Source organism: Streptomyces sp. NPDC002911 (assembly GCF_053591835.1).
The window spans coordinates 289,273-312,780 of sequence record NZ_JBSFUO010000008.1; the positions used below are offsets into that span (position 1 = coordinate 289,273).

Annotated in this window: 20 protein-coding genes; 4 read left to right on the forward strand and 16 right to left on the reverse strand. The window is 72.0% G+C overall.

Annotated elements, in window-relative coordinates:
• Positions 1–93: 93 nt before the first annotated feature.
• Positions 94–561 (forward strand): RDD family protein, encoded by a 468-nt coding sequence (locus tag ACWD04_RS15930; RefSeq protein WP_451132187.1) that lies wholly within the window; start codon positions 94–96, stop codon positions 559–561.
• Between the two features lie 80 nt (positions 562–641).
• Here ACWD04_RS15930 and ACWD04_RS15935 read toward each other — a convergent pair whose 3' ends face one another.
• The 4 genes from ACWD04_RS15935 to lipB all read right to left on the reverse strand — a co-directional run bounded on the left by ACWD04_RS15935 (position 642) and on the right by lipB (position 3,739).
• Positions 642–1,349 carry a DUF4191 domain-containing protein gene (locus tag ACWD04_RS15935; RefSeq protein ID WP_451132189.1) on the reverse strand — a complete coding sequence of 236 codons (708 nt, stop codon included), beginning with the start codon at positions 1,347–1,349 and terminating at the stop codon, positions 642–644.
• Positions 1,350–1,379: 30 nt separating this feature from the next.
• On the reverse strand, positions 1,380–1,580 hold the full coding sequence (locus ACWD04_RS15940; protein WP_451132191.1) for an SCO2195 family GlnR-regulated protein: 201 nt from the start codon (positions 1,578–1,580) through the stop codon (positions 1,380–1,382).
• 269 nt (positions 1,581–1,849) lie between these two features.
• On the reverse strand, positions 1,850–2,818 hold the full coding sequence (lipA, locus tag ACWD04_RS15945) for a lipoyl synthase (protein ID WP_451132193.1): 969 nt from the start codon (positions 2,816–2,818) through the stop codon (positions 1,850–1,852).
• Between the two features lie 111 nt (positions 2,819–2,929).
• Entirely contained in the window at positions 2,930–3,739 is an 810-nt protein-coding gene (gene lipB, locus ACWD04_RS15950; RefSeq protein WP_451132195.1) for a lipoyl(octanoyl) transferase LipB, read from the reverse strand.
• A gap of 314 nt (positions 3,740–4,053) precedes the next feature.
• On the opposite strand from lipB, the gene ACWD04_RS15955 reads away from it, so the two are divergent.
• Positions 4,054–5,682, forward strand: a complete 1,629-nt coding sequence (locus tag ACWD04_RS15955) for a regulator (protein WP_451132197.1) — start codon at positions 4,054–4,056, stop codon at positions 5,680–5,682.
• 11 nt (positions 5,683–5,693) lie between these two features.
• On the opposite strand, the gene ACWD04_RS15960 is transcribed toward ACWD04_RS15955, so the two are convergent.
• On the reverse strand, positions 5,694–7,007 hold the full coding sequence (locus ACWD04_RS15960; RefSeq protein WP_451132199.1) for an NAD(P)/FAD-dependent oxidoreductase: 1,314 nt from the start codon (positions 7,005–7,007) through the stop codon (positions 5,694–5,696).
• Between the two features lie 185 nt (positions 7,008–7,192).
• A complete protein-coding gene (locus ACWD04_RS15965; RefSeq protein WP_451132201.1) occupies positions 7,193–8,092 on the reverse strand; it encodes a TIGR01777 family oxidoreductase in 900 nt (299 codons plus the stop codon).
• 53 nt (positions 8,093–8,145) lie between these two features.
• Between ACWD04_RS15965 and ACWD04_RS15970 the strand changes: the two genes are divergently transcribed.
• Positions 8,146–8,664, forward strand: coding sequence for an N-acetyltransferase family protein (locus ACWD04_RS15970; RefSeq protein WP_451132203.1), 519 nt, complete (start codon positions 8,146–8,148; stop codon positions 8,662–8,664).
• Between the two features lie 35 nt (positions 8,665–8,699).
• Here the strand turns inward: ACWD04_RS15970 and ACWD04_RS15975 are convergent, their stop codons facing one another.
• The 8 genes from ACWD04_RS15975 to ACWD04_RS16010 all read right to left on the reverse strand — a co-directional run bounded on the left by ACWD04_RS15975 (position 8,700) and on the right by ACWD04_RS16010 (position 20,142).
• On the reverse strand, positions 8,700–9,221 hold the full coding sequence (locus tag ACWD04_RS15975; protein WP_451132272.1) for a DUF4240 domain-containing protein: 522 nt from the start codon (positions 9,219–9,221) through the stop codon (positions 8,700–8,702).
• An 83-nt stretch (positions 9,222–9,304) separates the two neighbouring features.
• Positions 9,305–10,273 carry a helix-turn-helix transcriptional regulator gene (locus tag ACWD04_RS15980; RefSeq protein ID WP_451132205.1) on the reverse strand — a complete coding sequence of 323 codons (969 nt, stop codon included), beginning with the start codon at positions 10,271–10,273 and terminating at the stop codon, positions 9,305–9,307.
• A gap of 76 nt (positions 10,274–10,349) precedes the next feature.
• A complete protein-coding gene (gene aceE, locus ACWD04_RS15985; protein ID WP_451132207.1) occupies positions 10,350–13,019 on the reverse strand; it encodes a pyruvate dehydrogenase (acetyl-transferring), homodimeric type in 2,670 nt (889 codons plus the stop codon).
• Between the two features lie 268 nt (positions 13,020–13,287).
• Positions 13,288–13,911: a GntR family transcriptional regulator gene (locus ACWD04_RS15990; protein WP_451132209.1), complete on the reverse strand. Its 624-nt coding sequence runs from the start codon at positions 13,909–13,911 to the stop codon at positions 13,288–13,290.
• Between the two features lie 148 nt (positions 13,912–14,059).
• Positions 14,060–15,838 carry a 2-oxoglutarate dehydrogenase, E2 component, dihydrolipoamide succinyltransferase gene (gene sucB, locus ACWD04_RS15995; RefSeq protein WP_451132211.1) on the reverse strand — a complete coding sequence of 593 codons (1,779 nt, stop codon included), beginning with the start codon at positions 15,836–15,838 and terminating at the stop codon, positions 14,060–14,062.
• A gap of 56 nt (positions 15,839–15,894) precedes the next feature.
• Positions 15,895–17,283: a dihydrolipoyl dehydrogenase gene (gene lpdA / locus ACWD04_RS16000; protein ID WP_451132215.1), complete on the reverse strand. Its 1,389-nt coding sequence runs from the start codon at positions 17,281–17,283 to the stop codon at positions 15,895–15,897.
• A gap of 341 nt (positions 17,284–17,624) precedes the next feature.
• Positions 17,625–19,175 (reverse strand): leucyl aminopeptidase, encoded by a 1,551-nt coding sequence (locus ACWD04_RS16005; RefSeq protein ID WP_451132218.1) that lies wholly within the window; start codon positions 19,173–19,175, stop codon positions 17,625–17,627.
• Positions 19,176–19,359: 184 nt separating this feature from the next.
• Complete coding sequence (locus tag ACWD04_RS16010; RefSeq protein ID WP_451132220.1) at positions 19,360–20,142, reverse strand: adenosylcobinamide-GDP ribazoletransferase; 783 nt, start codon at positions 20,140–20,142, stop codon at positions 19,360–19,362.
• A gap of 87 nt (positions 20,143–20,229) precedes the next feature.
• Between ACWD04_RS16010 and ACWD04_RS16015 the strand changes: the two genes are divergently transcribed.
• Positions 20,230–21,003, forward strand: a complete 774-nt coding sequence (locus ACWD04_RS16015) for a hypothetical protein (protein ID WP_451132222.1) — start codon at positions 20,230–20,232, stop codon at positions 21,001–21,003.
• 39 nt (positions 21,004–21,042) lie between these two features.
• Here the strand turns inward: ACWD04_RS16015 and cobT are convergent, their stop codons facing one another.
• Both cobT and ACWD04_RS16025 read right to left on the reverse strand, forming a co-directional pair.
• A complete protein-coding gene (gene cobT / locus ACWD04_RS16020; RefSeq protein ID WP_451132224.1) occupies positions 21,043–22,146 on the reverse strand; it encodes a nicotinate-nucleotide--dimethylbenzimidazole phosphoribosyltransferase in 1,104 nt (367 codons plus the stop codon).
• A 117-nt stretch (positions 22,147–22,263) separates the two neighbouring features.
• A complete protein-coding gene (locus ACWD04_RS16025; RefSeq protein WP_451132226.1) occupies positions 22,264–23,466 on the reverse strand; it encodes a bifunctional adenosylcobinamide kinase/adenosylcobinamide-phosphate guanylyltransferase in 1,203 nt (400 codons plus the stop codon).
• Positions 23,467–23,508: the final 42 nt, after the last annotated feature.

Genomic DNA, 23,508 nt, shown 5'->3' on the forward strand with positions numbered 1-23,508 from the left:
CAAGTTAACCAGCCCGGTTGTGAGCGGCACCTCAGCGACGTGTTCGGTGCCCCGCCCGGCCAGGTGCAAACAGTGGCGCAGTACCGTGGACGGGTGGACAACAGGCAAGCAATCGGATCGTGGCTCTCGGGGCCGCGCGCGGCGGCCGAGGAGATGGGCGCCGACTTCGGTTACCGGGGCGAGCGCCTCGGTCTGCCCCAGGAGGGCCCGGGGTCCGTGGCCCCGCTCGGCCGACGTTTCGGGGCTCTCTTCGTGGACTGGGCCCTGTGCATGCTGATCGCATACGGGCTGCTCGCTCGCGGTGACCAGCAGGCGGCGGGGAACTGGGCGCTCGGTGTCTTCCTCGTCATGAGCCTGCTGACGGTCGGAACCCTCGGTTCCACTCCCGGTAAGCGGATTCTCGGCCTGCGGGTCATCGGCGAGGACGGCGGACGGCTCGGCGTCGTGCGGGTCGTCGTCCGGAGCGTGCTGCTCCTCCTGGTGATCCCGGCCCTCGTCTGGGACCGCGACAGCCGCGGCCTCCACGACCGGCTGGCCCGCGCCGTCCAGGTCCGCATCTGAGACGTAGGCGAAAGGCGTGAGCAGAAGAGAGAGCGGCCCCGGACGAGCACGTCGTCCGGGGCCGCTCTCCTCACATCTGCTCAGCGCATCTTTCCGCCGCGCGGCATCCGCATGCCCTTCGGCATCGGGCCCTTCGGCAGCGGCATGTTGCTCATCAGGTCGCCCATCGCCCGGAGCCGGTCATTGGCCGCGGTCACCTGCGGGCCGGTCAGGACCCGGGGGAGCTTCAGCATCGTGGTGCGCACCTTCTTCAGCGGTACCTGGCCCTCGCCGTCGCCGACGATGATGTCGTGCACCGGTACGTCGATGACGATGCGGGCCATCCGCCTCTTCTCGGCCGCCAGCAGGCTCTTCACCCGGTTCGGGTTGCCCTCCGCCACCAGCACGATGCCCGCCTTCCCGACCGCCCGGTGGACGACGTCCTGGCTGCGGTTCATCGCCACGGCCGGGGTCGTGGTCCACCCGCGGCCCACCCGGTCCAGTACCGCCGCGGCTGCGCCGGGCTGGCCCTCCATCTGGCCGAAGGCCGCGCGCTCGGCACGGCGCCCGAAGATGATCGCCATCGCGAGGAATGCCAGTACGAAGCCCAGGATTCCCGCGTAGACCGGGTGACCGATCAGGAAACCGATGGCGAGGAGGACACCGAAGGTGACGATTCCCACACCCGCGACGACAAGACCCACCTTGGGGTCCGACCGCCTGGTCATCTTGTAGGTCAGGGCGATCTGCTTGAGCCGCCCCGCGTTCTCGGCGCTGTCCGCGCCGTCAGTGTTTGCCTTCCTCGCCATGTACCGAAGTTTACGTGGCGCGGGGGTGACCTAGGAACGGTGGTCGGCCACAGCCTTCAGCACATGCTCCGCCGCGACCCGGTCCTGAGCCCTGCGGCGGTCCTCCAGGACTGCCGTCCAGGCGTTGCGGCGGGCGGTGCGCTGGCCGCCGCTCATGAGCAGTGACTCGACCGCGCGGAGCGCGGTGGTGACAGTCGGGATGGCGTTGGCTCGTACCGGTGCGGCGTGCATCGTGGGTGTTCCCCTCGGAGCGGAGGCGCGCGCCCGGCGCGCACTGAGTAGCGGGAAGCAATGACGACGGTGGCTGCGGGAACCACCGCTCATGTACCTAGGGTCACTGCTCGGTGTTACCAGTGCATGACCGGTCGGTCAAACACCAATGAAACTCTGATTCCGGCGTCGCGCACGCCGACGCGGCCCATACGGGCCCCCAACCTGCGGAGGACGTACGGGCCGCGTCGTCGAGGCCATTACCGCTCAGTAGCGTCTTGTGTGCCGATTCACACGGTGGACGCGGTCGCGGCGGTCGCGCCGCGCCGTTCCATCGCCTGCTGGAAGAGACGTCCCGCGCGGTACGAAGAACGCACCAGCGGTCCCGACATGACGCCGGAGTAACCGATCGCGTCGGCCTCGTCCTTCAGCTCCACGAATTCCTGCGGCTTCACCCAGCGCTCGACGGGGTGGTGGCGTGCGGAGGGCCGGAGGTACTGCGTAATCGTGATGAGCTCGCAACCCGCGTCGTGCAGGTCCCGGAGCGCCTCGCTGACTTCCTCGCGGGTCTCGCCCATGCCGAGGATCAGGTTGGACTTCGTCACCAGACCGGCCTCGCGGGCCCGCGTGATGACGTCCAGGGAGCGCTCGTAACGGAAACCGGGCCGGATCCGCTTGAAGATCCGCGGCACCGTCTCGACGTTGTGCGCGAGCACCTGGGGGCGCGAGGAGAAGACCTCGGCGAGCTGTTCCGGCTCCGCGTTGAAGTCGGGGATGAGCAGCTCCACCTTCGTGGCGCCGCCCTCCCGCTCCGCGGTCAGTGCGTGGATCTGGCGTACGGTCTCCGCGTACAACCAGGCGCCGCCGTCGTCCAGGTCGTCGCGCGCGACGCCGGTGATCGTGGCGTAGTTCAGGTCCATCGTCACGACGGACTCGCCCACGCGGCGGGGCTCGTCACGGTCCAGCGCCTGCGGCTTCCCCGTGTCGATCTGGCAGAAGTCACAGCGCCGGGTGCACTGGTCGCCGCCGATGAGGAACGTCGCCTCGCGGTCTTCCCAGCATTCGTAGATGTTCGGACAGCCCGCCTCCTGGCACACCGTGTGCAGACCTTCGCCCTTCACGAGCGCCTGCATCTTCGTGTACTCGGGGCCCATCTTCGCCCGGGTTTTGATCCACTCGGGCTTGCGCTCGATGGGGGTCTGGCTGTTTCGGACCTCCAGGCGCAGCATCTTGCGCCCGTCGGGTGCGACACCGGACACTCCGGCACCCCTTTGCTTTCGCTGCATTGGATTCTTCGGCGAACACCAGGGTACGCCCGTGGTTAGAACGGCCTTGCGTCTGGCCAACCTGTGGCCGACAGGGCCTATTCCCTAAACCGAGGCGGCCGGCTCCTTCGGTGCGACGACTCGGGGTGCGAGCTCCGCGTTCTCCAGGACCTCTCTGAGGTGTCTCTCGGCGACCGGGAGGACCTCGGCGATGGTGATCTCGCGGCCCGTTTCGTACGAGAGCGAGGTCACGCCCGCGTCCCGGATGCCGCAGGGCACGATCCGGTCGAACCAGGTGTTGTCCGGGTTCACGTTCAGCGCGAAGCCGTGCATGGTCACGCCCTTGGCGACCCGGATGCCGATCGCGGCGAGCTTTCGGTCCTCGCGGCGCTGGCCCGCGTTGGACGGCGCGTACTCGGGGCCGTTCAGCCGGGGGTCGAACTCCTCGTCGTGCAGCCGCGGGTCGAAGTCCAGGGAGAGCCCGCCGAGCGCCGGGCGGTTCTCGACCGGGTCGCCGAGGACCCAGACACCGCTGCGGCCCTCGACCCGGCTGGTCTCCACACCGAACTCCGCGGCCGTGCGGATCAGCGCGTCCTCCAGGCGGCGCACATGGGCGACCACGTCCACCGGGCGGGGGAGCTTCAGGATCGGGTAGCCGACGAGCTGCCCCGGGCCGTGCCAGGTGATCTTCCCGCCACGGTCGACGTCGATGACGGGGGTGCCGTCCAGCGGGCGTTCGCTCTCCGTGGTGCGCCGCCCCGCCGTGTAGACGGGCGGGTGCTCGAGGAGCAGGCAGGTGTCGGGGACGGTGTCCTCGAACCGGGCGGCATGCACCTCGCGCTGCTTCTGCCAGGCCTCCTGGTAGACGACCGCTTCCTCGCCGAAGCCCAGACGGACGAAACGCAGCTCACTCACTCGGGTGCCTCCCTACTCGCGGTGCCGGAGGGCCGGGGGTGTCCCCGGAGCCACGTCACCATGCACTGATGTGCGCCCTGAGCCACTGTACGACCGGTCCGGAACACGGGGTCGGGCAGGTCACGGGCGGGGTCCTTCCCGTCAGCGATCCGGCAATCCTCACACGATCGGATGAACGTGCGGCGAAGGGCGTAGGCGCCGCCGCCGGGGCAGTTAAGTTCGCGCCGTTCCATAACGGGCTCGCCCGCTCCCACTCGTGGTGGAGCCCGTAAGGGCTGCCCGTCCGGCGCCGAAGGCAGGAGACCTCACAGCTGATGTCGGAACGACCTCCGCAGCGCACCCCGAACCGGCGGCTCGCTGCCCTCATCGCGGAGGCCGGGTTCTCCCACGCAGGCCTGGCCCGCAGGGTGGACCAGCTCGGCCTCGAACACGGGCTCGACCTGCGCTACGACAAGACCTCGGTGACCCGCTGGCTGCGCGGCCAGCAGCCCCGGGGCACCACCCCCGCGCTGATCGCCGAGGTCTTCACCAGGCGGCTGGGCCGCCGGCTCTCCGCCCAGGACCTGGGCCTGGACGCGTGCGCGCCGGTCTACGCCGGCCTGGAGTTCGCGGCCACGCCCGCCGAGGCCGTCGACATCGTCAGCGGGCTGTGGCGCAAGGACTCGGGCAGCCATGCGGAGTTGCGCAAGATCGCGTTCACGCCCGCCGGGCTGGTCGTTCCCAGCAGGGACTGGCTGATCGGGCGGGCCGACGACTGGATCGGTCGCGGCGAGCCGCCGAGCCGCGTGAACGGCGCCACCGGTCTGCCCGCCCCGCGTACGCCTGCCGAGGCCAACGGCGCCCGGGCCCCGCACGGGCTCCGCCAGGCCCACGGGACCGGCACCCCGCAGGCGCCCGGCGCCCCCGGTGTGAGGCACGCGGCGGGCGGCCACGGCGTACGGGCCGGAGGTTCCCGGGGCCCCGGTCCCTCCCGTCCGCCCGCGCCGGCGGCCCCGCCCCTGGGAGTCCCGCGCCAGCGGCGGACCGACCGCGGCGCGGGCGAGCGGGTCGGCAGCGGCGACGTCGCAGCCCTCCGCTCGGTGGGCGAGCTCTTCCGCGCACTGGACAACGCCTACGGAGGCGGACACGCCAGGCAGGCCCTCGTCCGGTATCTGGAACACGAGGCCGAGCCCATGCTCCGTGGGAGCTACGGCGAGGCGATGGGCCGCCGGCTGTTCTCCGCAGCGGCCGATCTGACCCGGCTGGCGGGGTGGACCTCGTACGACATCGGGGCGCACGGCCTTGCCCAGCGCTATTTCGTCCAGGCGCTGCGGCTCGCCCAGGCCGCCGGGGACCGGGTGTACGGCGCCTTCGTCCTGATCACGATGAGCCGGCAGGCGGTCCATCTGGGGCACGGAAGGGAAGCCGTCCAGCTCGCCCGCGTCGCCCAGCAGGGCATCGGCTCCTCCGCACCGATCGTCGTCCTGGCCCTGCTGCACGCGGTGGAGGCGCGCGGACACGGTGTCCTCGGCGAGACCAGGGCCTGTGTCGCCGCGCTCGTACGGGCGGAACGCGCGCTGGGGATCTCCCGGCCCGGGGACGATGTGCCGCCCTGGGCCCGCTACTTCGACGAGGCCCAGCTCGCCGACGAGTTCGGCCACTGCCACCGCGATCTGCAGCAGTACCGCGTCGCCGCCCAGCACGCCGAGCGGTCGCTCCAGCTGCGCGCACCGGCGTACGCCCGGAGCAGGCTGTTCTGCCGGGTGGTACTCGCCTCCGCGCGGCTCGGGCTCGGCGAGCTGGACCAGGCGTGCCTGCTGGGCGCCGAGGCGGCCCAGCAGGCCGCCGAGATGCGGTCGGTGCGCGCGACGGAGTACGTACGGGACTTCGAGCGCCACCTGGAGCCCTACCGGGACGCCGCCGCCGTACGCGGCTACCGCGACAGGGTCGCCGCGCTGGGCTGACCAGGCCCGGCCTACGCGGCGGCGGGCAGCTCCGACCCGTCCGCCGGCCCCCGGCGCACCCCCAGGTCCGTGAGGATCGCCGAGGCGGCGCGCCGGCCGGAGCGCAGAGCGCCCTGGACCGTGCTGGTATCGCGGTGGTCACCGCACACGTACAGCCCGGCGAGCAGCCGGACCGGCCGCCGCGGATCGTGCGGCGGTGGCATGGCGGGGACCGCCTCCGGATCGTGGCGGGCGGCCAGCAGCTCCCAGTCGTCGGTGGGTGTGCCGTACAGCCTGGCGAGGTGGGCCCGCACCTCGCGGTCGAGGTCCGGCGGCGGCGGGCCGAGCACCGTCGAGGTGATGAGGGCCCGGCCGTGCGGGGCGCGCGAGGGGTCGACCTCGCTCATCACGGCGGTGTGCGCGACGGGCCCGGAGCGGTCCGCTTCCAGCAGCAGGCGGCCCCCGGTCGGTGGTGCCTCGCCGGTGGTGTGGTGCAGCACGGTCACCGGGTGGAACGCGGGCATCCGCAGCCCCGGCAGCAGTTCGGCGGCGGCTCCCGCGCCGGTGGCCAGCAGGAGCGACCGGCAGCCGAGCTCGCCGTGCTCCTTGGTGCGTACGGAGGTGATGTCGGCAGCCGTCACATGCACCCCCGTGCGTACGGTCCCGGGCGGCAGGGCTGCCGCCAACAGCTCGGGCAGCGTCGCGGAACCGCCCGCGGGAACACAGAGCCGGCCGCGCGCGTAATCCCGGAGGGTGAGGTCGGCCATGCGGCTCGACGTGGAGAGCCCGGGGTCGCCGAGCAGCGCAGAGAGCAGAGGACGCAGGAATCCGCTGACGACACGGGGCGAGAGGCCGCGCGTCGAGAGCGCGTCGAGCACGGACCTGTCGGGCCGGGCCAGGATCCGGGACTCCGGAGCGGCGGCGAGACGGGCCAGCCAGGCACCGAGCCTGGCCTGTTCGATGGCCCCGCCCAGGGGCGCGCGAGGGGCGCTCGACCGGAAGCGCACGGCACGGAGTGCACCCCGCGCGCTCCGTACGTCCCCGGCACGGTACTGCCGCCCCCCGCTGTGGACGAGCACCCCTGGAGCGAAGTCCCGCAGCACCAGGCCGTCGAGCCCCGGGGTGGTGCTCAGCTCCGGATACGCGGAACTGAGCAAGGGCCCCAGATGGTCGAGCCGGAACCCGTCCACCTCATGCGTGGCCATCCGGCCGCCCACGTGCGCTGCGGCCTCCAGAACGCTGACGCCCATTCCCGCGCTGATCAGTTGGTGGGCTGCCGACAGGCCGGCGATCCCGGCCCCGATGATGACCACATCCGCGTGGTCTGCTGTGTGTGCCGTGAGCACGTGCCCCTCCCCGAGTCGGTGCGACTGGTGGGGGGGTATTGCCCCCACCAGGCCCCCGGAATGCCCGAGTTCGGGTCGAGGCTAGGCGTATGGCCGAGAGAGGTGCAGTCGCGCGCACCCCGGGCACCGGTGCACGGGGTCGCACGGCGGCCCGGCGCCCGGGCCCCGGGCGGGCTAGGCCGTGGTCAGCGCAGTGCGGAGCGGATGGCGTCGTCGATCCCGGGAAAGGCGAACGCGAAGCCGGAGTCGAGAAGTTGGCCGGGCAGCACCCGCTGGCTGGCCAGGACGTCCCCGGCGAACTCCCCGAGTGCGGCCTTCAGCGCGGGTGCCGGCGCGGTGACCAGGGTCGGACGCCGTAGTACCCGCCCCATGGCGGCCGTCACCTGACCGTTGGTGACGGGGGAGGGGCCCGTCAGATTCACCGGACCGGCCAGCGTCTCCGTGTCCAGGATGTGCCGCAGTGCCGCGATGTGATCGTGCAGCGCGATGAAACTCCAGTACTGCCGACCGTTGCCCATTCTCCCGCCGAGCCCCGCTTTGAACAGCGGGAAGAGGCGTCCCCAAGCCCCGCCCCGCCGGGAGACGACCAGTCCCGTCCGGGCGTGGACCGTGCGTACGCCCGTTTCCTCGGCGGGAGCCGTGGCCTCCTCCCACTCCACGCACACGGACGGCAGGAAGCCGTCGCCCGGCGGCGCGCTCTCGTCTACGGCACGGTCCCCGGTGTCGCCGTAGAAGCCGATGGCGGACCCGGACAGCAGCACCTTCGGCGGCGTGTCCAGGGAGGCCACCGCCTCGGCGACGGCGGCGGTGCCCAGCACCCGGCTGTCGCGGATCTCCCGCTTGTACGCCTCGGTCCACCGGTGGTCCCCCACCCCCGCGCCGGCGAGGTGGACGACCGCGTCGCAGCCGACCAGGCCCGCCACGTCGACGTACTGGCGCTTCGGGTCCCACTCCACCTCGTCGGCGGTGGCGGCCGGGCGGCGCACCAGGCGCACCACCTCATGCCCGTCGGCACGCAGCGAGCGCACGAGCGCCGCTCCGATCAGTCCGGACGATCCGCTGACGGCGATTCGGGAGGGCAGCATGGCCCCATCCTGCCCCATGGATCACGCGGAAGTCCGCGTGGCACAGTGGTGCCATGGTCCCGTTCTCATTGCGTCCCGTCCGCCGTGCCGTGCCCGGGGACGGCGACGCCCTCGGGGAGCTCGACAGGGCCACCTGGTCGACGCTGCACGCGGTGCAGCCGAGGCCGCAGCCGCCGTACGAACCCTTCTTCGACGAGCGGCACCGGCCCGAGGACGTGCTCGTAGCGGAGACGGACAGCCCGGACGAGGGGCCGCGCCTGGCCGGGTACATCCGGCTCGTCCCGCCGACCCCGCTGGCCTGCAACGCGCATGTGCGGCAGATACAGGGGCTGGCGGTGGCCGAGCCGGCGCGCGGGCTCGGCGTCGCGCGCACTTTGCTGCGGGCCTCGTTCGCCGAGGCACGGCGGCAGGGCGCGAACCGCATCACGCTGCGCGTGCTCGGGCACAACGCTCCGGCCCGCGCGCTGTACGCCGGTGAGGGGTTCGTGGTGGAGGGCGTCCTGAACGGTGAGTTCTTCCTGAACGGGCGTTACGCCGACGACGTTCTGATGGGCCGTCCGCTCACTCCTTGAACAGCCGCATGCCGCAGACTCCGACGACGGCGCGGTCAGACCGAGCCGAAGCGGTCCCAGAGCGAGGGGAAGCGCGCCGCCAGCACCGCGTCGTCCTCGAAGCCCACCGGGGTGCCCGCCGGCTCCGTGGGCTGGGGCGGCAGCCCCAGGTCGGGGGCGACCACCCCGGTGAGCTGCTCGTAGGCCTCGTCGGCGGCGTAGCCGAGGTCCTCGCCGTCCCCGTCGAGTTCCTCGTCGAAGTCGTCCAGCAGTTCGGCCAGACTGTCCGGGTCGTGCACCGCGCCCTCGAACACCTCCCGGCCCTGCCCGATCAGCCAGCAGCGGAAGTAGTCGAACGCGTCGTCGCTCGCCCCGCCCAGCAGCACGGCCGCCGCGCCCCACAGGTCCCAGCTGTACGCACGGTTGTAGCGGGCCTCGAAGTGCCTGGCGAAATCAAGCACGGAGTCGGGGTCGAGCCGCACCAGCCGTTCGACCAGCAGCTCGGCGTGGTCCTCGGGGTCGCCGCCGGCGGCCTCGCGGGTGCTGTCGACGATCTCCCAGAACTCCGTCTCGTCCATCACGCGTCCAGCATCTGCCCCGACGGCGGGCGACGCACGCCCAGACACCGAATTGCAGCCTTCGGCATCAATTCCGGGCCACTTCAGCGATAGAGCTCGCGCAGTCGTTCGGCGGTATCGGCAAAACGTTCACGCAGGGCGGCGGGTGCGAGGACCTCCACCTCGGGTCCCAGGGCGAGCAACTGGCTGTACGCCACCTCCTCGGACTCGACCGGCAGCACGACCGTGCGCAGGCCGTCCGCGTCCGCACCGGCGGCCCCGGCCAGTGCCTCCTCGACGGCGGCCCGGTCCACGAGGTGCGGGAGCCGCCGTACGCCTTCCTCCGACAGCCGTAGGGTCACCTCGGTACACAGGATCGACCGGGCGAACTGCGCGGCCCGTTCCTCCCAGAAGTGCGGCAGGTCGAAGTCCTGGTCCCGCACGAAGCGGGTCTCCGACACGGCGACGGCGGTGAACCGGTCGATGCGGTACACCCGGAAGTCGTCCCCGGCCCGGGCGCAGAGGTACCAGACCCCGGCTTTCAGGACGAGCCCGTGAGGGGCCAGCTCCCGCTCCACCTCGCCCGACGGCCGGCGGAGGTAGCGGGCCCGGACCAGCCGGTCGTCCCAGACGGCCTCCGCGACGGCGGGCAGCAGTTCGGGCGTCGCCGGATCGTGGTACCAGCCGGGGGCGTCCAGATGGAAGCGCTGAGCGGCGGTGTGTGAGGCGTCCCGGAGCGAGGGGAGCAGCGCGGCCGAGACCTTCAGCCGGGCGGCCGAAGCGGCGTCGTCGAGCCCCATCTCGCGCAGCGCGGAAGGCAGCCCGGACAGGAACAGTGCTTCGGCCTCATGGCGGGCCAGCCCGGTGAGCCGCGTCCGGTAGCCGCCCACGAGCCGGTAGCCACCGGCTCGGCCGCGGTCCGCGTACACGGGCACACCCGCCTCGGACAGAGCCTGGGCGTCCCGGGTCACGGTGCGCTCCGACACCTCCAGTTCCCGGGCCAGTTCGGCGGCGGTCATGGAGGGCCGGGACTGCAGGAGCAGCACCATCTTGATCAGCCGGGCAGCACGCATCCCACCATTGTGCGGCGGGCCCGGCGACACAGCGGGGGCGGGTACCCGGCGACCCGGTACCCGCCCCCGCGCGAACTCACATCCCGTACTTCTCCCGGGCCTCCTTGACCTTGGAGGCCGGGATCTCGCCGCGGCGGGCCAGCTGGGCCAGCGCCGCGACCGCGACGGACTCGGCGTCGACACCGAAGTGGCGCCGTGCACCCTCGCGGGTGTCGGAGAGGCCGAAACCGTCCGTGCCCAGCGAGGACCAGTCCTGCTCCACCCACTGGCTGATCTGGTCCGGGACCGCGCGCATCCAGTCGCTGACCGCGAGGACCGGGCCCGGCGCGCCGGAGAGCGCCTGGGTCACGTAGGGCACACGCTCCTCGCCGCGGAGCAGCGCCTCGTCGGACTCCAGCGCGTCGCGGCGCAGCTCGCCCCACGAGGTGGCGGACCAGACGTCCGCCGTGACACCCCAGTCGGAGGCCAACAGCTCCTGGGCCCGCAGGGCCCAGTGGATCGCCGTACCGGAGCCGATCAGCTGGAGGCGCGGCGCGTCCGCCGCGGCGGACGCGCCCTCCTTGAAGCGGTACAGACCCTTGACGATGCCCTCCTCGACGCCCTCGGGCATCGCGGGCTGCTGCTTCGGCTCGTTGTAGACCGTCAGGTAGTAGAAGATGTTCTCGGCGTCGGGGCCGTACATCCGCCGCAGACCGTCCTTGACGATCACCGCGATCTCGTACGCGAACGCCGGGTCGTAGTTGAGCGACGCCGGGTTCGTGGACGCGATCAGGTGCGAGTGGCCGTCCGCGTGCTGGAGCCCCTCACCCGTCAGGGTCGTGCGACCGGCCGTGGCGCCGACGATGAAGCCCTTGCCGAGCTGGTCGGCGAGCTGCCACATCTGGTCGCCGGTCCGCTGCCAGCCGAACATCGAGTAGAAGATGTAGAACGGGATCATCGTCTCGCCGTGCGTCGCGTACGACGTGGAGGCGGCGATGAAGTCGGCCATGGCCCCGGCCTCGGTGATCCCCTCGTTGAGGATCTGGCCGTCCTTGGCCTCCTTGTAGTACATCAGCTGGTCACGGTCGACCGGCTCGTACGTCTGGCCCATCGGCGAGTAGATGCCGGCTGAGGGGAACAGCGACTCCATACCGAAGGTACGGGCCTCGTCCGGGACGATCGGAACCCAGCGCCTACCGGTCTCCTTGTCCCGCATCAGGTCCTTCACCAGGCGGACGAACGCCATGGTGGTGGCCATCTCCTGTTTGCCGGACCCCTTGTACAGGGCCTTGAAGGCACGCTCCTCGGGCTGGGGCAGCGTGACGGCGTGCACCCGGCGGGCGGGGGCCGGGCCGCCGAGGGCGGCACGGCGCTCCTGGAGGTAGCGGACCTCGGGGGAGTCGGCGCCCGGGTGGCCGTAGGGAACCAGCCCGTCCTCGAAGGCGCTGTCCGGGATCGGGAGGCCGAGCAGCTCGCGCATGCCCTTGAACTCGTCGATCGACAGCTTCTTCATCTGGTGGTTGGCGTTCTTGGACTCGAAGCCCTTGCCGAGCGTGTAGCCCTTGACCGTCTGGGCCAGGATCACGGTCGGCGCGCCCTTGTGCTCGACGGCGGCACGGTAGGCCGCGTACACCTTGCGGGCCTCGTGGCCGCCGCGGGAGCTGTAGAAACACTCGGCGATCTTGGCGTCGCTCAGCAGCTTCGCCAGCTCGGCGAGCGCGGGCTCGGCGCCGAAGAAGTGCTCGCGGATGTAGGCCACGTCCCGGGTCGCGTACGTCTGGAACTGAGCGTCCGGGACCTCACGGAGCCTGCGGAGCAGCGCGCCGGTGGTGTCCAGCTGGAAGAGTTCGTCCCAGGCGTTGCCCCAGAGCGTCTTGATGACGTTCCAGCCGGCGCCGCGGAAGGCGCCCTCGAGCTCCTGGACCACGCGGAAGTTGGCGCGGACCGGGCCGTCGAGACGCTGCAGGTTGCAGTTGATCACGAAGGTCAGGTTGTCGAGCTGCTCACGGGCCGCGAGGGCGAGGGCTGCGGTCGACTCGGGCTCGTCCATCTCGCCGTCGCCCAGGAAGGCCCAGACGTGCGAGTTCGACGTGTCCTTGATCTTGCGGTTGGTCAGATAACGGTTGAAGCGCGCCTGGTAGATCGCCGACAGCGGGCCGAGGCCCATCGACACCGTGGGGAACTCCCACAGCCAGGGCAGCCGCCGAGGGTGCGGGTAGGACGGCAGACCGTCGCCCCCCGACTCCTGGCGGAAGTTGTCGAGCTGCTGCTCGCTGAGGCGGCCGTCGAGGAAGGCGCGGGCGTAGATGCCGGGCGAGGCGTGGCCCTGGATGTAGAGCTGGTCGCCGGAGCCGTCACCTTCCTTGCCGCGGAAGAAGTGGTTGAAGCCCGTCTCGTACAGCCAGGCCGCCGAGGCGAACGTGGCGATGTGGCCGCCGACGCCGTACCGGGCGCCCCGGGTGACCATCGCGGCCGCGTTCCAGCGGTTCCACGCGGTGATCTTCGATTCCATCTCCAGGTCGCCGCCGAACGAGGGCTCGGCGGAGGTGGGGATGGTGTTGACGTAATCGCTCTCCAGCAGTTTGGGCAGCGCGATGCCGGCGCCCTCAGCGTGCTGGAGCGAACGCCGCATCAGATACGCGGCGCGGTGCGGGCCCGCGGCCTTGGTGACGGCGTCCAGGGAGGCCGCCCATTCGGCGGTCTCCTCGGGGTCGCGGTCCGGGAGCTGGTCGAGCTCGCTCGGAAGCTTTGCTACGGGGTCGGTCATGATCGCCGCCTTCCGGAGTGGAGGGGGGTGGAGAAGGCCCTGGCTGGCAGGACAGGGCGATCGGGCCGGTGGGCCCGCCGATGAACTGTAAGTCGCCGATCGATGATCGATCAAAGGATGAAGGGTAAAACTTCTCGATATGAAGAAAAGTGGCATGCGGTGCCGTGAAAGGGGGCACGGAGTGACGGGATCAACCGGGTGAAACGGGCGCTGACCTGCACGGTAGAGCGCCTTGCGCCGCAGATGGGCACCTGCCTGTGGCCCGGTCTCAGGCGCGCGGCGCGCAGCCGAGGACGTGCTCCTTCACCAGCACGGCGATCTGCGGGTCCCGCCGCAGGAACGCCTCGATGAGCGCCTCGTGCTCCTCGGCGTACGACTTCTGCACGGTGCCCAGCCAGCGGATCGACAGGGCCGTGAACACCTCGATACCCAGCCCCTCCCAGGTGTGCAGCAGTACGGCGTTCCCGGCGGCCCGCACCATCTCCCGGTGGAAGGCCACGGTGTGCCGCACCTGCGCCTCGCCGTCGGCCAGCCGGTCCGCCTCGTACAGCGCCGCCACATGCGGGGTGAGCACCGAGCAGTCCTCGCCGAGCGCCGGGGCCGCCAGCTCCGCCGCGATCTGCTCGAGCCCGGCCCGTACCGGGTAGCTCTCCTCCAGATCGGCCGCGGTGAGATTGCGTACCCGGACGCCCTTGTTGGGCGCCGACTCGATCAGCCGCAGCGTCTCCAGCTCACGCAGCGCCTCGCGCACAGGCGTCTGGCTGACCTCCAGTTCGGTGGCGATACGGCGCTCCACGATCCGCTCACCCGGCTTCCAGCGCCCGCTGACTATCCCCTCCACGATGTGCTCGCGGATCTGTTCGCGCAGCGAGTGGACGACGGGCGGGGTCATGGGGGGCTCCTTCGGGGCGAACCGGTGCTGCCTGCGCCGGCACGGCGGCCGGAGATGACCGGCGACGTCTAGACAATACGGCGGCGCCCCCGTCCGGAAGGGTTCCGGACGGGGGCGCCGCTGGTGAGGCTGGTTACAGCTGCACGGTTCAGAGGCCGAGCTCGACCTCGAACTCGCCCGCCTCGAGGATCGCCTTGACCGTCGTCAGGTAACGGGCGGCGTCCGCGCCGTCCACCAGGCGGTGGTCGTAGGAGAGCGAGAGGTACGTCATGTCACGGACGCCGATGACGGTGCCCTCGGCGGTCTCGATGACCGCCGGACGCTTGACGGTGGCGCCGATGCCCAGGATGGCGGCCTGGTTCGGCGGCACGATGACCGTGTCGAACAGCGCACCGCGCGAACCGGTGTTGCTGACGGTGAAGGTGGCACCGGACATGTCGTCCGGGGTGAGGCCGCCACCGCGGGCCTTGCCGGCCAGCTCGGCGGTCTTCTTCGCGATACCGGCGATGTTCAGGTCGCCCGCACCCTTGATGACCGGGGTCATCAGACCCTTCTCGGCGTCCACGGCGATGCCGATGTTCTCCGAGTCGAAGTACGTGATGGTGCCCTCGTCCTCGTTGATCCGGGCGTTGACGACCGGGTGGGCCTTCAGCGCCTGGGCCGCCGCCTTCACGAAGAACGGCATCGGGGACAGCTTGACGCCCTCGCGGGCGGCGAAGGCCTCCTTGGCCTGGTTGCGCAGCTTCATCAGCTTGGTGATGTCGACCTCGAGAACCGTGGTCAGCTGGGCCTGCGAGTGCAGTGCCTTCATCATGTTGTCGCCGATGACCTTGCGCATGCGGGTCATCTTGACCGTCTGACCGCGCAGCGGGGACGCCTCGATCTTCGGCGCGGCCTTGGCCGCCGCAGGGGCGGCGGCAGCCGGAGCCGGAGCGGCAGCGGCGGCCTTGGCGGCCTCCGCGGCGGCGGCGACGTCCTGCTTGCGGATACGGCCACCGACGCCGGTGCCCTTGACCGCGCCCAGGTCGACGCCGTTCTCGGCGGCGAGCTTACGGACCAGCGGCGTGACGTACGCGCCGTCGTCACCGGAAGACGCGGCGGGAGCGGCCGGGGCGGCGGCAGCCGGTGCCGGGGGTGCGGCCGGAGCGGCGGGCGCGGCCTGAGCGGCCACCGGAGCGGCGGGTGCAGCCGGTGCCGGGGTGGCGGGCGCAGCCGGTGCCGGGGCGGCCGGAGCGGGAGCCGGGGCGGCGGGGGCGGGAGCCGCAGGGGCGGGAGCCGGGGCGGCCGGTGCCGGAGCCGCGGCCGGGGCAGCGCCCGGAGCACCGATGACGGCCAGCTTGGCGCCGACCTCGGCGGTCTCGTCCTCGCCGACGACGATCTCCAGCAGCACACCGGCGACCGGTGCGGGGATCTCGGTGTCGACCTTGTCCGTGGAGACCTCGAGCAGCGGCTCGTCCTCCGCGACCTCCTCGCCGACCTCCTTCAGCCAGCGGGTGACGGTGCCCTCGGTGACGCTCTCACCGAGCGCCGGAAGGGTGACGTCGGTGCCGGAGGCGCCACCGGCGGCGGGGGCCTCGGCGGCGGGCGCCGGAGCCTCCTCGGCCGGTGCGGCGGCGGGGGCCTCGGCCACGGGGGCCTCAGCGGCCGGGGCCTCGGCGGCCGGGGCCTCGGCGGCGGCGGGCGCGCCCGAGCCGTCGTCGATGATCGCCAGTTCGGCGCCGACCTCGACGGTCTCGTCCTCGGCGACCTTGATGGCCGCGAGCACGCCGGAGGCCGGCGCGGGGATCTCGGTGTCGACCTTGTCGGTCGAGACCTCGAGCAGCGGCTCGTCGGCCTCGACGCGCTCGCCCTCGGCCTTCAGCCAACGGGTGACAGTGCCCTCGGTGACGCTCTCGCCGAGCGCCGGAAGGGTTACGGAAACCGACATGGTTTCAGTTGCTCCTTACGAATGTGCGGAAGTGGTCGGTCGTCCCCGGGACTGGATCAGTCGTGGGAGTGGAGCGGCTTGCCGGCCAGGGCCAGGTGGGCCTCGCCCATCGCCTCGTTCTGCGTCGGGTGGGCATGGATGAGCTGCGCGACCTCGGCCGGCAGCGCCTCCCAGTTGTAGATCAGCTGGGCTTCGCCGACCTGCTCGCCCATACGGTCACCGACCATGTGGACGCCGACCACGGCACCGTCCTTGACCTGGACGAGCTTGATCTCGCCCGCGGTCTTCAGGATCTTGCTCTTGCCGTTGCCCGCGAGGTTGTACTTGAGGGCGACGACCTTGTCCGCACCGTAGATCTCCTTGGCCTTGGCCTCGGTGATACCGACGGAGGCGACCTCGGGGTGGCAGTACGTCACCTTCGGTACGCCGTCGTAGTCGACCGGAACGGTCTTGAGACCGGCCAGGCGCTCCGCCACCAGGATGCCCTCGGCGAAGCCGACGTGCGCGAGCTGGAGGGTCGGGACCAGGTCACCGACGGCCGAGACCGTCGGGACGTTGGTCTGCATGTACTCGTCGACGAGGACGTAGCCGCGGTCCATCGCGACCCCCGCCTCCTCGTAGCCCAGCCCCTGCGAGACCGGGCCGCGGCCGATCGCGACCAGCAGAACCTCCGCCTCGAAGGTCTTGCCGTCGGCGAGGGTCACCCGCACGCCGTCCTGCGTGTACTCGGCCTTGTCGAAGAAGGTGCCGAGGTTGAACTTGATGCCGCGCTTACGGAACGCGCGCTCAAGAAGCTTGGAGCTGTTCTCGTCCTCGACCGGGACCAGGTGCTTCAGACCCTCGACGACGGTGACGTCGGTGCCGAAGGACTTCCACGCCGAGGCGAACTCGACGCCGATGACGCCGCCGCCGAGAACGATCGCGGACTTCGGCACACGGTCCAGCTTCAGCGCGTGGTCCGAGGAGATGATCCGGTTGCCGTCGATCTCCAGGCCGGGCAGCGACTTCGGCACGGAGCCCGTCGCCAGCAGCACGTGGCGGCCCTGGACGCGCTGTCCGCCGACATCCACCGAGGTGGGCGACGAGAGCCGGCCCTCGCCCTCGATGTAGTGCACCTTGCGCGAGGCGATGAGACCCTGCAGACCCTTGTACAGGCCCGAGATCACGTCGTCCTTGTACTTGTGGACGGCCTCCATGTCGATGCCCTCGAAGGTGGCCTTCACGCCGAACTGCTCGGCCTCGCGGGCCTGATCGGCGATCTCGCCGGCGTGCAGCAGCGCCTTCGTGGGGATACAGCCGTTGTGCAGGCAGGTGCCGCCGACCTTGCCCTTCTCGATCAGTGCGACGTCCAGGCCCAGCTGAGCTCCGCGCAGGGCCGCGGCGTAACCGCCGCTGCCACCGCCGAGGATCACTAGGTCGAAAACGGTGCTGGCGTCGTTCGCCACGTCACGTCCTCCATGCATGTGCGCCGTATGCCGGGCCCCGTCGCTGGGGTGTGACCGGCCGGTCGGCTGGTGTTCGGCCGCTTGCGTATTCGGCCCTGTGGTGGGGGCCCTGTCCTGCCGAGAACCCATCTTCGCACTTGTTGCGGGCGAACGGGACGGGGCCCCCGCTCCGGGCCGGATGAACATCCGGGCCGGGTGATTACCGATGTGTGCAGATTTCCGGAAAAATACTGGTGGAACCACCGAGGTGAACGCCTACGGCCCCGGACACAGGCCCGGGGCCGTCCACGCCGCAGGAGAACCTTGCGCGAGGAGTCCACGCGTGGGCCCCGGCTCAGGACTCAGCCGAGGTCGCCGTCCGCGGTGCGCTCCGCCAGCCTCACCAGGGTGCGGACCGCGGAACCGGTGCCGCCCTTGGGCGTGTAGCCGTACGGCGCGCCCTCGTGGAAGGCCGGGCCCGCGATGTCCAGGTGCGCCCAGGCGATGCCCTCGCCCACGAACTCCTGCAGGAAGAGACCGGCCACCAGGCCGCCGCCCATCCGCTCGCCCATGTTGGCGATGTCGGCGGTCGGGGAGTCCATGCCCTTGCGCAGGTCGGCGGGGAGCGGCATCGGCCAGGAGGCCTCGCCGACCTCCTCGGCGATCTCGTGGATCGACGTACGGAAGGCGTCGTCGTTGGCCATCACACCGAAGGTGCGGTTGCCGAGGGCCAGGACCATCGCGCCCGTGAGGGTCGCCACGTCGACGATCGCGTCCGGCTTCTCCTCGGAGGCGCGGGTCAGCGCGTCGGCGAGGACCAGCCGGCCCTCGGCGTCGGTGTTGAGGACCTCGACGGTCTTGCCGCTGTACATGCGCAACACGTCGCCGGGGCGGGTGGCGTTGCCGGAGGGCATGTTCTCGGCGAGGGCCAGCCAGCCGGTGACGTTGACCCGGAGGCCGAGGCGGGAGGCCGAGACGACGGCGGCGAACACGGCGGCGGCGCCGCTCATGTCGCACTTCATCGTCTCGTTGTGCCCGGCCGGCTTGAGCGAGATGCCGCCCGAGTCGTAGGTGATGCCCTTGCCGACCAGGGCGAGCGTCTTCTCCGCCTTGGGGTGGGTGTAGGACAGCTTGACCAGGCGCGGGCCGTGCGTGGAGCCCTGACCGACGCCGAGCAGACCGCCGAAGCCGCCCTTGACGAGAGCCTTCTCGTCCAGGACCTGCACCTTGACGCCGTGCTCCTTGCCGACCGCGGTGGCCACGGCGGCGAAGGACTCGGGGTACAGGTCGTTCGGCGGGGTGTTGATCAGGTCACGGGCCCGGTTGATCTCCTCGGTGACCGCGACGGCGCGCTCGGCGGCAGCCTTGAAGGCCTTGTCACGCGGCTTGGCACCGAGCAGGGCGACCTCACCGAGCGGGAGCTTCGCGTCGGACTTGGCGCCCTTGGGGGCGAGCTTGTTCTCGCCGCCCTGGTACGCGGTGAAGGCGTACGCGCCCAGCAGGGCGCCTTCCGCGACGGCCCCGGCGTCCTCGACGGACTCCGTCGGCAGCGCGAAGCCGGCCTTCTTCGAACCCTTCAGCGCACGCGCGGCGCTGCCCGCGGCCCGGCGCAGCGCCTCGGCGTCGTACGCGGCGTCCTTCGCCGGGGCCGGGCCGAGCCCGACCGCGATGACGACGGGGGCCTTGAGGCCGGACGGGGCGGGGAGCTTGGTCACTTCGCCCTCGGCACCGGAGGCGCCCAGGGTCTCCAGGACGGTGGCGAGCTTGCCGTCGAACGCCTTGTCCACGGCCTCGGCTCCCGGTGCGACGACCAGGTTCCCAGCCTTGGATCCAGCGCCCTTGGCGATACCGACGACGAGTGCGTCGGCGCGCAGCGTCGCCGCACCTGAGGTGCTGAGAGTGAGAGCAGTCACGGTGGTGAATTCTCGCTTCCGTTGAGTTGTGTGCCGGTCTGTGCCGGCCGAGGGGTAGGCCGACCGTGCCCGGCGCATCGTAGATGCCGCCGCAATGCGCCGGTAACGAGCCTACGCGCGCCCGCGCTCCGGGCTCACGGGGGCGGGCCGTCCGGGTCCGGCCCCGGAGCCTCGGGCTTCGGCCCTAGCCCAGCGACAGCGCCAGCAGGGTCACCGTGCCGGCCGTCTCCTCCACTGCGCCGAACACATCGCCCGTCACCCCGCCGAAGCGCCGCACGCAGTGACGCAGCATCAGTTGCGCGGCTGCCAGGCCCGCCAGGGCGGCGAGGACGAGGTGCGGTGCGGAGCCGTAGCCGCCCAGCAGCGCGCCCGCCCCCGCGCAGCACACGACGACCGCACCGGCGACGGCTGCCGCGCGCCCGGGTGGGACAGTGCCCGCGACCGCCGCGCCGAGGCCCTCCGGCCGGGCGGGCGGGACACCGCGGCGCGAGGCCAGCGTGAGCGCGAGCCGGGCCGTGACTGCGGCGGCGACCGTGCCCAGGGCGCCGTCCGCCCAGCCGCGGCCGTACAGCTCGAAGAGCGCCGCGATCTGCGCCAGCAGCACGAACAGCAGGGTGATCACGCCGAACGGGCCGATGTCCGACTGCTTCATGATCCGCAGCGCGTCCTCGGCGGGTTTGGCGCTGCCGAGCCCGTCGGCGGTGTCCGCGAGCCCGTCCAGGTGCAGCCCACGGGTCAGGGCGGCGGGGAGCGCGACGGAGGCGACCGCCGCGATCAGGGGCCCCGACCCGCCGAGCAGGAACAGCACTCCGGAGACGGCGGCGAGCAGCCCCACGGCGAGCCCGGCGAGCGGGGCACACAGCATGCCGGTGCGGGCGGTCCCACGGTCCCAGCGGAAGACGCGGACGGGGAGCGCGGTCAGGGTGCCGAAGGCGAATCGCAGGCCGTGGCTGTTCAGGGAGGTCACCGCGCGCAGGCTAGCCGGTGCGGCAGCGCGCTAGATTGGGCAAAGTGACCCGAAAGCCGCGAAGGCGGGTCCTCGGGCGGAGGTGGCATGGGTCACTGGTTCCAGCAGAACATCGTCGAGCCGGGCAAACTCCCGCTGCTGCTCGCACTGAGTGCCTTCGTGCTGACCTTCGCCATCACCCGGACGATCACCCGGATGATCAGGGCCGGGAAGGGCCCCTTCCGCAACATCACGCCCGGCGGTGTGCACGTCCACCACGTGGTGCCCGGTGTCGTGCTCACGGTGGTCGGCGGCTTCGGGGCGGTCGCGAGCGGTCAGCGCGGTGTCGCCGCCGGGATCCTCGCGGTGGTCTTCGGTATGGGGGCCGGCCTGGTCCTCGACGAGTTCGCGCTGATCCTGCATCTCGACGACGTGTACTGGACCGAGGAGGGCCGCCAGAGCGTGGAGATCGTCGTCCTCACCGCCTCGCTCGTCCTGCTCGTGCTCGGCGGCTTCTCGCCGCTGGGCGTGGACGAGCTGAGCGGAGAGCAGCAGCAGAACCGGCTGAGGGCCGTCCTGACCTACGTCCTCAACTTCGGCTTCGTGCTGACCGCCCTGCTCAAGGGCAAGGCCCGGATGGCGGTGATCGGCACCCTCATCCCGCCCGTCGCGCTGATCGGCGCGCTTCGGCTGGCGCGGCCGGCCTCGCCGTGGGCGAAGCGCCTCTACCGCCGCCGCCACCGGGCCCGCGCCAAGGCGGTGCTGAGGGCGTATCACCACGATGTGCGCTGGGCGGGGCCGCGGCGCAGGTTCCAGGACCTGATCGGAGGGGCCCCGGACAGGACCCCGCTGCCGGGTCCCCGCCCGGGCGGCGGAACCTGAGGGACAGCTGCCGGGCCCCGGCAGCTGTCCCTCGGATGCTCAGGTGGTGGTGTCCGCGGGCGCAAGGTCCTCGGACGGCTCCTCCGCTTCCTTCTCGGCGGGCTCCGGCGCGCGCTCGGGCAGTTCCGCCGCCAGAGCGGCCGCGGCCTGGACGAGCGGCAGCGCCAGCAGAGCCCCGCTTCCCTCGCCCACCGTCACCCCGTGATCCAGCAGCGGGGTCAGCGCCATCCGGTCCAGCGCCTTCAGCTGCGCCGGCTCCCCGCTTAGCTGCCCCGCCAGCCACCAGTCCGGGGCCCGGAAAGCCGCCCGCTGGGCCACCAGGGCGCAGGCCGCCGAGACCACACCGTCCAGCACCACGGGCATCCGGCGCACCGCGCTCTGCAGCAGGAATCCCGTCATCGCCGCCATGTCCGCACCGCCCACGGCTGCCAGGAGCTCCAGCTGGTCACCGAGGACCGGCCGGGCCCGCCGCAGAGCGTCCCGGATCGCCGCGCACTTGCGCATCCACGCCAGGTCGTCGATGCCCGCACCGCCGCGCCCGGTCACCACCGAGGCGTCCGTACCGCACAAGGCCGCGATCAGCGTCGAGGCCGCCGTCGTACCGCCGACACTCAGATCACCCAGCACCACGAGATCAGTGCCGGAGTCGGCCTCCTCGTCGGCGATGCGCATCCCGAGCCGTACGGCCTGCTCGGCCTCCTCGGCCGTCAGCGCGTCCTCGATGTCGATCCGGCCGCTGCCGCGCCGCACCCGGTGCCGTACGACGGCGTCGGGCAGCAGCTCCGGGTCGCAGTCCAGGCCGGCGTCCACGATCCGCACGGGGACGGAGAAGCGGCGGGCCAGCACGGCGACGGGGCTCGCACCCTCCAGCGCCGCCCGCACCAACTCGTGCGCGGTCCCGGCAGTCCGGCCGGACACCTCCAGCTCCGCCACCCCGTGGTCACCGGCGAACAGCACGACGCGCGGCCGCTCGATCGCCTTGACGGGGACCGACTGCTGAGCGGCCGACAGCCATTCACCCAGCTCGTCGAGCCGGCCGAGCGCGCCGACGGGAACGGTGAGCCGCTCCCGGCGTTCCTCGGCATCACGCCTTACGCCCCCGTCGGGGCGTTCGATCAGGTCGGAGAAGTCGTCCAGATTCACGGGGGTCTGCCTCGCGGGTCGTCACAGGGTGGGCCGGGAACCCGCCGGGGGGCTCCTGTGCGGAAACAGTACCCGGCACCCTCACCCGCACCCCTGGCCCGCGCACCGGCTCACGACTCAGCCTCGCAGCACCAGCGCCTGCCCCGCCACGACCAGCAGCACCTGCTCGCACTCGGCGGCGAACGCGGCGTTCAGGCGGCCCAGTTCGTCCCGGAAGCGCCGCCCGGAGGCCGTCGCCGGGACCACGCCCGAGCCGGTCTCGTTGGTCACGGCGACGACCGTACGACGTGTACCGCGCACCGCGCGGACCAGCTCGGTGACCCGTCCGCGCAGCTTTTCCGCCCCGCCGTCCGCCCACCGGACGTCGTCCCACGCGCCGACCCGGTCCATCGCGTCCGTCAGCCACAGGGACAGGCAGTCGATCAGCAGCGGCGGGCCGTCCTCCTCCAGCAGGCCCGCCAGCTCACAGGACTCCTCGGTGCGCCACGCGGCAGGCCGTCGCTCCCGGTGCAGACCGATCCGGGCCGCCCACTCCGCGTCGCCTTCGCGGCGGCCGCCCGTGGCCACGTACACCACCTCGGGGAAGGTCTCCAGACGCTGTTCGGCCTCGACCGACTTCCCCGACCTGGCGCCGCCCGTGACCAGCGTGCGCCGGGGCACCTCGGGTACGGCGTGGTACGCGCCCACCGGCAGCGTCGTCCAGTCCGGCACGGCCCGCGCCCCGCCGGCCGCGAGCCGGCGGTCCAGCTCGGTGCCGGGCGGTGCGTCGTGGTCCAGATGGACGGCGATCACCTCGGTGGCGGGCCCGACGGCCTCGACGGCCCGCAGCCTGGCCACGGCGTCGGGCCGCGCGATCACATCGCACACGACCATGTCGTAGGGCTCCGCCACCCGGTCGGCCAGACCGGCGGGGGAGGCGCCGGGCGGCAGATAGAGCAGGCGCTGACCTTCCGGTGCGGTCACCTCGTAGCCGGTGCCCGGCGCGTCCATCGCCACGGCCCGGATCCGGTGCCCGCTGATCAGAGTCAGCTCCTGGCCGTCCGGGACACGCCCCGCCGGCGGGAGCGAGGCCGGCAGCTCCATCGCCGGCCCGTCATGGGGGTGGGTCAGCAGCACCTGCCGTACGGCGGCGAGGGAGCGGCCCGCGCGGGCGGCGGCGAACACGGCGCCCGGGGTGAGGTCCAGCAGCAGCGCGTCGTCCACGAGCAGCGCGGTCGCGGCGCGTGCCCCGTCACCGCGTGAGGACGCGCAGACGGCGCAGGGGCAGTCGGGCCGCGGCAGCCCGTCGGGGGCTCCGGTGCCGAGCAGTGTCAGTTCCACGCTCTGATCCTCCCGTGTCCATGTACCACCTGCGCGCCCGGG